The 13599-nt window shown below is 32.8% G+C and carries 14 protein-coding genes; 6 read left to right on the top strand and 8 right to left on the bottom strand.

Annotated features, from left to right (window positions below; translation table 11 throughout):
• Positions 1-21: 21 nt before the first annotated feature.
• Both BXU01_RS22590 and BXU01_RS22585 read left to right on the top strand, forming a co-directional pair.
• Positions 22-687, top strand: coding sequence for a DUF2306 domain-containing protein (locus BXU01_RS22590; protein ID WP_255373829.1), 666 nt, complete (start codon positions 22-24; stop codon positions 685-687).
• Positions 684-1574 (top strand): YARHG domain-containing protein, encoded by an 891-nt coding sequence (locus tag BXU01_RS22585; protein WP_083695902.1) that lies wholly within the window; start codon positions 684-686, stop codon positions 1572-1574. Before BXU01_RS22590 ends, BXU01_RS22585 begins: the two co-directional genes overlap by 4 nt.
• A gap of 17 nt (positions 1575-1591) precedes the next feature.
• Here the strand turns inward: BXU01_RS22585 and BXU01_RS22580 are convergent, their stop codons facing one another.
• The 5 genes from BXU01_RS22580 to cysC form a co-directional block, all read right to left on the bottom strand.
• On the bottom strand, positions 1592-2254 hold the full coding sequence (locus tag BXU01_RS22580) for an RNA methyltransferase (RefSeq protein WP_083695899.1): 663 nt from the start codon (positions 2252-2254) through the stop codon (positions 1592-1594).
• A gap of 61 nt (positions 2255-2315) precedes the next feature.
• Positions 2316-2693, bottom strand: coding sequence for a hypothetical protein (locus tag BXU01_RS22575; RefSeq protein WP_083695896.1), 378 nt, complete (start codon positions 2691-2693; stop codon positions 2316-2318).
• A gap of 24 nt (positions 2694-2717) precedes the next feature.
• Entirely contained in the window at positions 2718-3677 is a 960-nt protein-coding gene (locus BXU01_RS22570) for a sulfotransferase family protein (protein WP_083695893.1), read from the bottom strand.
• An 8-nt stretch (positions 3678-3685) separates the two neighbouring features.
• Positions 3686-4369 carry an aspartyl/asparaginyl beta-hydroxylase domain-containing protein gene (locus BXU01_RS22565; protein ID WP_083695890.1) on the bottom strand — a complete coding sequence of 228 codons (684 nt, stop codon included), beginning with the start codon at positions 4367-4369 and terminating at the stop codon, positions 3686-3688.
• A gap of 18 nt (positions 4370-4387) precedes the next feature.
• Positions 4388-4921 carry an adenylyl-sulfate kinase gene (cysC, locus tag BXU01_RS22560; RefSeq protein ID WP_083695887.1) on the bottom strand — a complete coding sequence of 178 codons (534 nt, stop codon included), beginning with the start codon at positions 4919-4921 and terminating at the stop codon, positions 4388-4390.
• Positions 4922-5185: 264 nt separating this feature from the next.
• Between cysC and BXU01_RS22555 the strand changes: the two genes are divergently transcribed.
• The 4 genes from BXU01_RS22555 (at position 5186) to BXU01_RS22540 (ending at position 10437) form a co-directional block, all read left to right on the top strand.
• On the top strand, positions 5186-5887 hold the full coding sequence (locus BXU01_RS22555) for an NAD-dependent deacylase (RefSeq protein WP_083695884.1): 702 nt from the start codon (positions 5186-5188) through the stop codon (positions 5885-5887).
• On the top strand, positions 5884-6576 hold the full coding sequence (locus BXU01_RS22550; RefSeq protein ID WP_083695881.1) for a sterol desaturase family protein: 693 nt from the start codon (positions 5884-5886) through the stop codon (positions 6574-6576). Before BXU01_RS22555 ends, BXU01_RS22550 begins: the two co-directional genes overlap by 4 nt.
• Positions 6577-6666: 90 nt before the next feature.
• Positions 6667-8013, top strand: a complete 1347-nt coding sequence (gene purB, locus BXU01_RS22545) for an adenylosuccinate lyase (protein WP_083695878.1) — start codon at positions 6667-6669, stop codon at positions 8011-8013.
• Between the two features lie 174 nt (positions 8014-8187).
• Positions 8188-10437, top strand: a complete 2250-nt coding sequence (locus BXU01_RS22540; protein ID WP_083695875.1) for a cation:proton antiporter — start codon at positions 8188-8190, stop codon at positions 10435-10437.
• Positions 10438-10521: 84 nt separating this feature from the next.
• On the opposite strand, the gene BXU01_RS22535 is transcribed toward BXU01_RS22540, so the two are convergent.
• The 3 genes from BXU01_RS22535 to BXU01_RS22525 form a co-directional block, all read right to left on the bottom strand.
• On the bottom strand, positions 10522-11160 hold the full coding sequence (locus BXU01_RS22535) for a peroxiredoxin (protein ID WP_055095492.1): 639 nt from the start codon (positions 11158-11160) through the stop codon (positions 10522-10524).
• A 228-nt stretch (positions 11161-11388) separates the two neighbouring features.
• Positions 11389-12612: an MFS transporter gene (locus tag BXU01_RS22530; RefSeq protein WP_083695873.1), complete on the bottom strand. Its 1224-nt coding sequence runs from the start codon at positions 12610-12612 to the stop codon at positions 11389-11391.
• Between the two features lie 16 nt (positions 12613-12628).
• A complete protein-coding gene (locus BXU01_RS22525) occupies positions 12629-13543 on the bottom strand; it encodes an AEC family transporter (protein WP_083695870.1) in 915 nt (304 codons plus the stop codon).
• Positions 13544-13599: the final 56 nt, after the last annotated feature.

Below are 13599 nucleotides of genomic sequence, written 5' to 3'. Positions count from 1 at the left end.
ACCTTTTTCAGGACAACTCATTTGAACAACTTAAACGCGCTCACTCAAAAATTGAAAAAAAATCTTTGGCTTTCTCTACAATTTATCTGGATCATTTGCTTTAGTTATTTTTTCATCTTAATGATTAAAATAACGGGACAATATATTCCGCTAAAAAGTGATGTCGCATTTCTTCAGATAAAACAAACGGAGATTAGTCAGATTTCTTTTTATTATCCCATATTTTATATACATGTTTTTTCGGCTATTTTTGTTTTGCTTGCCGGATTTTTTCAGTTGAGTTCCGTCCTTTTAAAAAAATTTCCTGCAGCACATAGAAACATTGGAAAATTTTATGTTTTTGTAGTTCTTTTTTTAAGTGCACCTTCGGGTTTGTTTATTGGTCTTTTTGCAAATGGCGGACTTTACTCTAAAATCTCTTTTGTTAGTTTATCTATTCTGTGGTTTTATTTCACCTTCAAAGGTTTTACCGCCATCAAAAATAAAAATATTGCAAAACATAAAGCTTATATGTTGCGAAGTTTTGCCTTAACTTTTTCTGCTATTACGCTACGTTTCTGGAAGGTTATTCTTGTATATTTGTTTCATCCCGCACCTATGGATGTCTATCAGATAATTGCGTGGTTGGGCTGGATTCCTAATTTATTAATCGCTGAATATTATCTATATAACCAATTAAAAAAATGAAAAAACTTTTTTGTTTACTGTTATCCATATTCCTTTTTTCTTGTAATTCTAAAGAGAAAAAAACCGTAAAAAACAGCTCTGAAAATCTGGCTAAAGAAATTAGAACTGATTTGTATGGTTCCTATGTAGGCAATTTTACTGTTTTAGAGCGCGATACAACCAGACCGGAAAAAGAAAATTACATCAATAAAATAAACATTGTCATCAAGAAAATTACAGCTACAAAAGTTACCGGACAAAGTGTTGTTGCCGGAAACAGCAGACCACTTAGCGGTCAAATGACTGTAGATGGCAATACAATTCATTTTATTCTTAAAGAACCGGGTGACGATAAAAATGATGGCGTTTTTGATTTTGAAATAAAAAACGACAGTCTTCTAGTTGGAACCTGGACTGCCAATAATTCTAAAAAAGAAGTCACTAAAAGAAAACTTGAACTTACTAAAAAAGAATTTAAGTATGATTCAAGTGTTATGCTTCCTGAAGAAGGAATGTATGTTGATTATGTTAATCCAAAAGAGGAACAAGTAACCGAGGAAAGTGATGATCCGGAAATTAAAGATAATGCAACCTACATGGAAACTGTTTATAGAGAGGCATCAGAAAGTATCTTTAAAATCAATTCGTCGACACAAAAACTAAAAGAATCAGATGTAAAAAATCTAAAGAAAATTGATTTGGAGATTCTTAGAAATACCATTTTTGCCAGACACGGACTTACTTTTAAAACAAAAACTGTTCGCCAGTTTTTTGATGATGTTGAATGGTATATTCCTGTTTCTGAGAATGTGAATAGTGAATTAACATCAGTAGAAAAAGAAAATGTCGTTTTGTTAAAACGTTTTGAAAAATATGCAGAAGATAATTATGACTCTTTTGGGAGATAACTTACAATCTTAAAAACTTATCTTGGATTTTCTTCGAAATATCGAGCTTCGATTCGTTTAATATCCTTAATTGAATTTTTGGCCCAAGCCAAACGTTTTTCCAGAATTTCTTCTTCGGATAAATGCCAGTCGATATCTGAATTTTGTAATCTGTTGGTTAAGTTTTGAATAATGATCGCCGCCGAAACAGAAATATTCAAACTCTCTGTAAAACCAACCATTGGAATTTTAAGAAATCCATCGGCTTTTTCCAGGATTTCTTCTGACAATCCGTCTCTTTCAGTACCAAAAAACAAAGCACTTGGTTTATAAATATCAAAATCCTCCAGCAAGCAGTCATTTTCGTGAGGCGTTGTGGCAATAATTTGATATCCCTGATTTTTTAGCGTAGCAATACAATTTGTAACAGAATCATACTGATTAATATCAACCCATTTTTGGGCGCCCATGGCAATTTCTTTATCGATTTTTTTTCCGTAACGCTGCTCAATAACATTGAGTTCCTGAATTCCAAAAACTTCGCAACTACGCATAACTGCACTTGTATTATGCATTTGAAAAACATCTTCGACCACAATGGTAAAATGTTTCGTTCTGTTTCCAAGAACTTTTAAGAATTTTTCTTTGCGATTGTCTGTTAATATATTTTCAAGGAAAGCGAGGTAATCTAAATCAATCATTTTATTCGTGTTTGCCACAAAAATACATTTTAAAAGAAGTATGTGTATTGCTTTATTTCAATTATTTATGAAAAATTCCTTCCAGGGCATCTTCAAAAATAGTTTCGCCCAGGCTTTTCTTTTTGCTCAAAGTGGGATGTGGGTCCAGATCTAAATTACTCATTTCTCTTTTAAGCAATGAATTGGTGTGCTTAAAAGAATAGTATTTTTGTGTCTCGATTTTATAAGGATTAAAACCCGGTTTAGGATTGTAAATAGAGAACTGAACAGGAAAATTCAGGTACTTTTTATAATCAACCTGATAATTATCTTTCTTAGAAAATTGATAATTTGTTATAGTATTATTGCTCCCAAATGATACTATTTTTTCATTGGTTTTTGTTTGTGCAAGTAAAACAGTATTTACTAAAAAGAATAATACTAAAAACAATTTTTTCATAGGATAAAAATAAGAAAAATCATCTTACACCTGAACTAAATTATTATTCAGTTTTTCGTGCAAAACATCAAGTCTTTCAAAATCAATGTGCAAAGGTTCTTCTTTGAATGAATCACCAAAAAAAGCAGTCGTTTCATTTTTAGAATGTTTTTTTAAGCGCTCATACATTTTATGGAGTTCCTCATTAGAATAATGAACATTTATAAATGCTATAAATTTCTCAACAACAGCTTTCATTCCTTCATTATAATTGAGCATTACAACGTTTCGATCTGTTTTGTAAAAATCAAGAAATCCCTGAAAATATTTTTCCAGCACTAAAGCACCATATTCCACAAAACTAACCTCATTGATTTCTTTATCAGAAATTCCGAAAACAGTCGAAGGCAATACATGAGGAACCATATGCATTCCCATCATTTTTTGATGTGATTTCAAAACCTCTGTCGGATTTCTGTAAAGCAAAGCAAATGGTGTTTCGGGAAAAAGTGATCTTAAATAACCCGCGTTAAAAATATGCCACGCATCAAGCTTTATAATCAAATTTTGTTGTTCAGTAAATCTTTTTTGTCCTAATAAATTCAGGACAGATTTTAAAAGCACACTTTTTTCATCTGTTCTAAAAAGATCACTTCTTAGTATCTGATCAATAATTGGTGCTTCAGAGACCATTATGTTTTCGAAAGAAGTTGCTAAAGATTGGCTCAACATTGTAGAACCACATCTTGACACATGAAAAACGAACGATTTTAGCTCAACCGAAATCAAGTCATTCGACCAATCTATGAGATTATCTGCAGTACTCACTACTTTAAATGGTTTCGAATTATAATCGTGACTTTTACATTTTGCAATAGTTTCATCAAAAAATGGCTCAGCATATTTGATATCGGCTAAATAAATCCATTCAAAATAAACCTCATTATCTTTTTCGATTAAGTTAACAGGAATCCAGTTGAAAAGCGGGTGATGTATGTTTTCCATTTATAATTTTATTTTGATTGCAAATCGGCAATAATTTTGGCCGCAGCTTCTGATGAATTTCGGGAAAGCTCCGCTATTATCTGTTGTTTTATTTCGTCTGAATATTGATTTTCTACTGGCGATTTATTTATATCAAATCCCATAGAAGCAAACAACTTATCAGACCAATCATTTCGTATACAATCCAGCGTGAGATGAATACGAGGTTTATAACTTCTGTTTTCTACACTATGCGGAAGCTGAAAATTAGCATACCAGCACTCTCCCATTTTCATGGGAACCAATTTTTTATCTACATAAAACAACACTTCCGGATTTGTTATTATTGGAATATGAATTCTAAAAAAACCATCTTCATAAGATGTATCATTATCAGTATGTTCCTTGATTTCGCTTTGAGGATCTAATCTAAGCAATCTGACAGCTTCTTTTTCGCATTGAAACCAGTCCATGATTTCTTTAAAATAATGGCATCGATCGAGTAAACCTGTATTTATATATTCTTTGCTTGAAAAAGACATAATATCACTTTCTAAACCAGATTGTGATCTTAAAGAAATACTGGTCCAATTTCCCTGATATCGATTCGTATTAAAATGTGGTGTCCACAAATCATTTTCGCATATTACAAGATCTTTTTGCAGTTTATCTATCGAAAAGGAAACGGGCAGTTTATGTGAAGAAGGGTTCATATGCTGAAAAGTATTAAATTATTCAAAATCAGATAAATTATTAAGGATAAAATTATAAAGTTTATCCGTCGAAAAAATCTCGGTTTCCAAATCCGTTTTTAAAACTAAATCGGCATTAGACGGAACCTCAAAAACATCGCTTATTCCGGTAAAATTATTAATTTTATTAAAGTCCGTATCCGGCAGCAAAGCTTTCTTATACAAACCTTTTGGATCTCTTTTAATAAGATTATTTATTGAACAGTCTAAATATACAGTTCGTACAAATTCATAGTTTCTCAGTTCATTCCGCAGATTTTCATAAGGATTAATAACCGACATTAAAACGATTGTATTTTCTTCGATAAAATTTTGGCCTACCATAAACAAACGCCTGATATTTTCGCATCTGTCTTCTTTTGAAAATCCTAAATCGCTGCAAATGGTTTTTCGATAAACATCTCCGTCAACTATTTCGACTTTATAACTTTTATTCCTTAACAAGTCGCGAACATTATGTGCTAATGTCGTTTTACCTGAACCTGATAATCCCGTAAACTGTATTAAAATCATCGAATAGCCATTTTGATTTGTGCTTCCTTAAAATTAAATAATTTACAACAATTCGACAATAAGTATAAATACGCTTTTATTATCTGTAAAAATTCAAAAGTCAAAATGTGCCTTTAGATACATAATATTGGTAGTTATTAGGTTTTATATATTTCCCAGCATGCTAAATTCTAATTCTTGTTTTCTACCAACATTTAATTACTAACGGTAAAAGTATAGGCTTTCATTCTTTTATTCTTTATTTTTATCTTTTAATTGAATAAGATGAAAAAGAAATTAGTTGTTTTAACCGGAGCCGGAATTAGCGCTGAAAGCGGCATTAAAACTTTTAGGGACAGTGATGGTTTGTGGGAAGGTCACGATGTTATGGAAGTAGCAACTCCTGAAGGCTGGCGTAAAAATCAGGAACTGGTTTTGGACTTTTATAATAAAAGACGTCAACAGCTAAAAGAAGTAAAACCGAATTTGGGACATTATATTTTAGCCGAATTAGAACAGCATTTTGATGTGCATATTATTACTCAAAATGTAGATGATCTGCATGAACGCGCCGGAAGTACGAAAGTGCTGCATTTGCATGGAGAATTACTAAAAGTAAGAAGTACCAGAAATCGCGATATAATTCTGGATTGGAAAGACGATTTATACACAGGCGATCTGGATGAAAACGGACATCAATTGCGTCCGCATATTGTTTGGTTTGGCGAAGATGTTCCCGCTCTTGAAGAAGCTATCGAAATTACTGAAACTGCTGATTATTTTGCCGTAATAGGAACTTCACTTCAAGTATATCCTGCAGCAGGCTTAATATCTTATACATATAGTATTACACCGGTTTTTTATATTGATCCAAAGCCAATTTCGATTCCTAATATTCAGAACAAAGTTGAAGTTATTGCTAAAATTGCGTCTGAAGGTGTAGCCGAATTAAGAGAAAGATTACTTGAAACAGAAAAGAATTCATGATTTTCGAAAGCTGGCTACAACAACTATCGCAGTTTAACTTATTTGTACTTTTCATTTTCTTCCTGGCAGAAAATGCGATTCTTTTATTTCTTTCTGTCTTACTTGGCAAAATAATAGAGCCTGAAAATACCAAACTCAATAAAAAAGACAGAAAATGGATTTTCACAACTCTTATCTGCAATACACTTATCACGCTTTTAGGATATGAATTATATTATTTTAAAATCATGAAAGTAGATTTTACAACATCAATTCTATCTATACTATTCGATACTTTATTGCTGATTTTTTTGATGGATTTTTTAATGTTTTGTTTTCATTATATGGTACATCATCTAAAATGGTTTTATCCCGTACATAAGCTTCATCATACTCATATAGAAACAAGTGTTTACAGCCTATTTGTACTTCATCCTGTAGAAACTTTAGGCTTTGGCATTATATGGCTGTTTTCGATTACATTATTCCATTTTAACTTTATCAGCATTATTATTTACCTGATTTTAAATCTTTCATACGGAATATTTGGACATCTGAAAACCGACATTTTTCCTGATTTATGGTATAAAAGCTACATTACAAAATGGATCTCAACAACAAAATTTCATGCAGACCATCATAAAAATGAATCTCATAACTTTGGGTTCTATTTTACTATTTGGGACAAAATTTTCAAAACAACAATTTAATTATTAGTTTCTGCCATAATAACTCTTCGGTAATTTTCAGAAGTTTTAACAATAGCTTATATTTGTGCCTTTCGAAAAAACAACATAACAATGACTACTCTAAACGAATTGAATGCTATATCACCAATCGACGGACGATATAGAAGTAAGACCCTTTCATTAGCACCATTTTTCTCTGAAGAAGCTCTGATCAAATACCGCGTATTAGTTGAAATTGAATACTTTATTGCTTTGTGCGAAGTTCCTTTGCCACAACTTGCAGATGTAAACCCAAATTTATTTGACAGTTTACGTGATATCTATAAAAATTTCTCAACAGAAGATGCTCTTTGGATAAAAGAAACCGAAAAAGTAACCAACCACGACGTAAAAGCGGTAGAATACTTTATTAAAGATGCTTTTGAAAAATTAGGCTTATCTCAATACAAAGAGTTCATTCACTTTGGTTTAACATCTCAGGATATTAATAATACTGCCATTCCGCTTTCTACAAAAGATGCTTTTGAGCAGGTTTATATGCCTTCGCTAATTACTTTAATTTCTAAATTAAAAGAATTAAGCACAGAATGGAAGGATATCCCAATGTTAGCGCGTACACACGGACAACCGGCTTCTCCTACTCGTTTGGGTAAAGAAATTTTGGTATTTGTAGAACGTCTTGAAGAGCAAATGCGTTTGTTGTTTAATATTCCGTTTGCTGCTAAATTTGGTGGAGCAACAGGAAACTACAACGCACATCATGTTGCATATCCACAAATTGACTGGAAACAATTTGGTAATAAATTTGTTGAAACAGATCTTGGTTTACACCACTCTTTTCCAACAACACAAATTGAGCATTACGATCATTTTGCAGCATTTTTTGATGCCTTAAAAAGAATCAATACTATCGTTATCGATTTAGATCGTGATATCTGGACCTATGTTTCGATGGATTATTTTAAACAAAAAATCAAAGCCGGAGAAATTGGATCTTCTGCAATGCCACATAAAGTTAATCCTATTGATTTTGAAAACTCAGAAGGAAACTTAGGAATCGCAAATGCTATTTTTGAACATCTGGCAGCTAAATTGCCGGTATCAAGATTGCAACGTGATTTAACTGACAGTACTGTTTTACGTAATATTGGTGTACCAATAGGGCACACAATTATTGCTTTTGAAGCTTCATTAAAAGGATTAAACAAATTACTTTTGAACGAAGGTAAATTTGCTGAAGATTTAGAAAAAAACTGGGCTGTTGTAGCAGAAGCTATTCAGACTATTTTGCGTCGTGAAGCATATCCAAATCCTTACGAAGCATTAAAAGGTTTAACAAGAACTAACGAAGCAATTGACAAAAAAGCTATTCATAATTTTATTGCAACGTTAGAAGTTTCTGATGCTGTAAGAGCAGAATTAATGGCCATTACTCCTAGCAATTACGTAGGAATTTAAAAAAAACTCAAAATATTTTCTCAAAAAAAGCTATCTTTATCGATAGCTTTTTTTATTTACAAATCTTGTTAGGAAATAGCCCAGATTACTTTTCTCGACTTTATTTGATAGAGTTCCGTGAATCTATTTCAAATAGAAAGCTGGATTAAACTCCTGAACAACAAATACCACTTTATGATTGCCTTAAACGCCGCTGCAGAAACTACACACCACTTACAACCCCTTATCAGCGACTTGGGATTAATCCTGATGACCGCCGGAATTGCTGTTTTGATATTTAAAAAAATGAAACAGCCTCTGGTTTTAGGTTATTTGATTGCCGGATTTTTAGCCGGAAATCACTTTGACTTTTTCCCATCCATAACAGATATGAAAAGTGTTGAAGTATGGGCTGAAATTGGAGTTATATTTTTATTATTTAGTCTTGGACTCGAATTTAGTTTTAAAAAATTAATGAAAGTTGGAGGAACTTCCTCCATAACAGCTATAACCCAGATATTATTCATGACACTCATTGGGTATTGTGTTGGTCAATGGATGGGTTGGGGAAAAATGGACAGTATTTTTCTGGGAGCCACACTTTCGATTTCATCAACAACCATTATTATTCGTGCGTTTGATGAACTGGGAGTAAAAGGAAAAAAGTTTGCAGGAATTGTATTTGGCGCTTTAATTGTTGAAGATATTGTCGCTATTTTAATGTTGGTTTTATTATCAACAATTGCAGTGAGCGATCAGGTTTCAGGCGGTGCATTGTTACAATCCGTTTTAAAATTAATCTTCTTTTTAATCATATGGTTTTTAGGCGGAATTTTTATTATTCCAACAATACTTAAAAAAGCAAAACATCTTTTAACAGACGAAATGTTGCTGATTATATCATTAGCACTTTGTTTAATGATGGTTATGTTTGCTGCAAATGTAGGCTTCTCTCCTGCTCTTGGTGCATTTATCATGGGATCTATTATTGCAGAAACTACACAAGCCGAAAAAATTGAACATTTGATCCAGCCTGTAAAAGATTTATTTGGTGCTGTTTTCTTTGTATCGGTGGGAATGTTAATTAATCCCGAAACTCTGGTGACATATATGTTACCGGTTGCCTTAATAACCCTTCTTACTATTTTTGGCAAAGCATTTAGTTCGTCTATCGGAGCTTTGTTATCAGGACAACCCCTTAAACAATCGGTGCAAACGGGTATGAGTTTGGCTCAAATTGGGGAGTTCTCGTTCATCATTGCCACATTAGGAATGTCGCTTAAAGTAACCAGCGAATTTTTATATCCTATTATTGTGGCTGTATCTGCCATTACAACTTTTACAACTCCTTTCTTAATTAAATATTCTGATCCTTTCTCTGGGTTTTTAGAGCGAAAATTACCTAAAAAATGGGTTAAAAATATTAATCGTTATAGTGTAAATGCACAAGCAATAAAATCTGTTAGTACCTGGCAAATTGTTCTTCGTGCTTCTATAACCCAAATAATATTACATACTATAATTATTACGGCTATTATATTACTCTCGGCTAAATTTGTAGCGCCTTTAGTCGCTGATACCCGTTTTGGCAATACTCTTGCTGCACTTATTACACTGGTTGTAATTGCGCCTTTTTTATGGGCACTTTCGCTGCGACGCGTAAAAGTTACAGAAGTCGAAGAATTATGGGAAGAACGAAAATATCGTGGCGCACTTTTGATGTTGATACTAATTAGAATGAGCCTTGGTTTATTTTTCGTTGGTTTTTTACTTAATATTTTCTTCTCACCTTTAGTTGCTTTTGTCGCTTTGATCATCGCAATTGGAGCTTATCAATTGTTTCCTAAAAAATTAAACGAGCAATATCATAAAATCGAAAATCACTTTTTAAAGAACCTAAACGATCGCGAAAACAAAAAGATCGATAGAAGATATGCCAATTTAATGCCTTGGGATGGTCACATGTCTATTTTTGATATTGGCAAAGAATCAAATCTTGCGGGTAAAACTTTAGAAGAATTACGCATTAGGGAAAATATGGGAATCAATATTGCTTTTATTCGTCGTGGTGAAATCACGATCCCAATTCCAACAAAAAATGAACGTTTGTTTCCCGGTGACGAAATTTGCGTTATTGGTACAGACGAGCAAATTACGCAGTTTACAAATTATCTGCAAAAGGAAATTGAAGCTGCTAAAAACATCGATGAATCAGATATCGTATTGCGCCAAATGGAAATTTTTAATGAGGAATTTATCCAAAAAACCATTGGTCAGTTTAGAGGTAAAACCGGCGGACTTGTCGTGGGAATTGAAAGAAACGGTAATCGAATTTTAAATCCGGAATCACAATTGATCCTGGAAAAAAATGATATTATTTGGGTCGTAGGAGATAAAAAACGAATGAATGAACTCATGAAGAAAAGCGTTCATGTCGGGATATAGATAAAGCAACTAAAGTGCTAAGTTTCTAAGATATTTTATATAAAACTTAAATCTTAGAAACTTAGCGCCTCAGCAACTTAAAAACTATTTATTAGGTTGCGGTGTCATGCGCAAATAAGGCTTGATAGGTGTATGTCCTTTAGGGAATTTTGCCGGAATATCACTATCCGGAACCGCAGGTGTAATAACAACATCTTCTCCGTCTTTCCAGTTGGCAGGAGTTGCCACACTGTAATCTGCTGTTAATTGTAAACTATCGATAACACGAAGTAATTCATCAAAATTTCTTCCTGTGGATGCCGGATAAGTCAATGTTAGCTTTATTTTTTTATCTGGTCCAATTACAAAAACAGAACGCACCGTAAATTTCTCACTTGCATTAGGATGCAGCATATCGTATAAAGTTGCTATCTTTTTGTCTTCGTCTGCAATTATAGGAAAGTTAACGGTTGTATTTTGAGTTTCATTAATGTCTTTAATCCATTCTTTGTGTGACTCAAGACCATCTACGCTCAATGCAATAACTTTTGTATTTCTTTTTTTAAATTCAGGAACATAATTGGCAACTGTTCCTAATTCAGTTGTACAAACAGGGGTAAAATCTGCAGGATGCGAAAATAAAACACCCCATGAATCGCCTAACCATTCATGAAAATTGATTGGACCTTCGGTTGTTTCTGCATGAAAATCTGGAGCAATATCTCCTAATCTTAATGTTGACATAATTATATTTTTTAGTTCATCTAAAATTAACTAAAAAATAGATAAGGAAAACATCATTTTTTTAAAAATAAGTTAAAATTCTATTTTTTCTATCGGGTTAGTATTTAAATCATACAAAAGGTTATTACAAACCGCGAAATGACAAGCATTACAAACGAAAACTGCAATTCGTAAACAAATTATAATCGTGCTTTAGTCAAGTTTTTTCTCTTACAGAACAGAATTATTTTATAAATTTTTCTTCTTTTGAATATTTGGTAAAAAATAAGCCAGAACACCAATCAATGGCAAATACGAACTTACTTTATAAACATATTCAATACTGGTTTGATCTGCAACATAACCCAAAATAGCAGATCCTAAACCTCCCATTCCAAAAGCAAATCCAAAAAACAAACCTGAAATCATACCTACTTTTCCCGGTTTTAATTCCTGTGCAAAAACCAATATGGCAGAAAATGCCGAAGCAATTATAATCCCGATAATTACAGCCAAAACACCTGTCCAGAATAAATTAGCATAAGGTAAAAGCAAGGTAAATGGTGCAGCTCCTAAAATAGAAAACCAAATAATATATTTCCTTCCAAAATGATCTCCTAATGGCCCGCCTATTAAAGTTCCGGCTGCTACAGAAGCCAGAAAAATAAATAAGTATAATTGAGAATCCTGTACTGACATAGAAAATTTACTCATTAAATAAAAAGTAAAATAACTTGACATACTGGCCATATAAAAGAATTTTGAAAAGATCAACAACAATAAAACAATAATAGAAATTGTAATTTTCTTGTTTGATAACTGAACCTTCTCTTCTTCTAAGTCTGATTTTTTAGCCGCTCGCAATGCCATGTGATTCTCATACCAAAGTGCAATTCTTGATAAAATCAGAATTCCGATAACTCCGGCAATTACAAACCAAATTACATAAGATTGTCCGTGTGGTGCCACTACCAAAGCTACTAGCAGAGGACCAATCGCACTTCCTGCATTTCCCCCTAATTGAAAAATAGATTGTGCCAATCCGCGTTTACCTCCTGAACCTAAAAAAGCAACTCTTGAAGCTTCAGGATGAAAAATAGACGATCCTATACCTACAAAAGCAACTGAAACCAATATCATCCAGAAAGAGCTGGCAATAGACAACAATCCTAATCCTATAATGGTGAAAATCATAGAAATTACAAGCGAATATGGTTTTGGCTTTTTGTCTGTATAAAGACCAACAAAAGGCTGCAATAAAGAAGCTGTAAGCTGAAAAACAAATGTAATTAACCCAATTTGTGTAAAACTTAAATTGAAGTTTTCTTTTAAAATGGGATAAGTAGCGGGAATTACCGCTTGCATTAAGTCGTTTAATAAATGTGCAAATGCAATTGAAAATAAGACCGAATAAACTGTTTTTTGAACTAAAGCTTTGCTATCAACAGCAATTGTTTGTGTAGATGAATTCATGTTGTTTTAACCAAATTTAAACGACAAAACTAACGATAAAATACCATATAGCCAGTGTTAAAAATGAAATAGGAATTCCAAAACCAATCATCATGCTGCTTAACTTTGGTTTTAAACCATATGTTGATGCTAAAATTGCTCCTGTAATCATAGGCGCCATTGCGATTTCTATAATAGTTATTTTAATAGGTTCAGAATGTTGACCAAAAATAAAAACATATACAATTAAAATAATGAGAGGCGTTACAATGAGCCTGAAGAAAAGTCCGAGCCAAAGAAATCTCCAATGCTGGCTTTTTCGATCAAAAGTGAGTTGTAATCCTACTGAAAGTAAAGCAAGTGGCGTTACTAAACTTCCTGTTTTCACTAAAACATATTGTAGGTTTTGATTCAGATCGTACTGAAAAACATTCATTAAACAAGCCACCAGAAAAGTAATAAAAGGCGGAAAAAAGATTATTTTTTTGAAAATACTCAAGGTATCAGGACTTCCTTTTGAGTAAAAAGCCGCAACAAAAACGCCCAGAGTAGAAACCACCACAAAAGTTCCGGGCTGATCTACCAGGATCGCAGTTTCTAATCCTTTTTTGCCAAACAAAGCTTCAATAATAGGATATCCCAAAAAAGATGAATTGCTTAATCCTGCCGTAAGAACCAAACAGCCAATAAGTTTATTAGACCAACCCAATCGTTTTCCTAAAAAATGAAAAAACACAAAAGCAAGAAAAAAACTAATCCAGCCAGCTAATATTGGAAAAAGCAATTCGTTGCTCCATTTTATTTTTGGAATATGATATAAGGTTATCGCCGGCAAGCATATATAAATAACAATTTTGTTTAAAACCTTATAAATGTGCGTTGGAAATTGCTTTATATGTTGCAAAATCAAACCCAGGGCAAGAAAGAAAAATATGAGTATAAAATTGTTCATGGCAGTAAAAGCATCAAAAATAAGGATTTATAAATTGCCGGATTTTAAACCATTAC

Origin of the sequence: [Flexibacter] sp. ATCC 35103 (assembly GCF_001975985.1) — a bacterium.
GTDB lineage: Bacteria > Bacteroidota > Bacteroidia > Flavobacteriales > Flavobacteriaceae > Flavobacterium.
The sequence above is the reverse complement of the archived record's forward strand: the minus strand, read 5'-3'. Positions and strand labels throughout refer to the sequence as shown.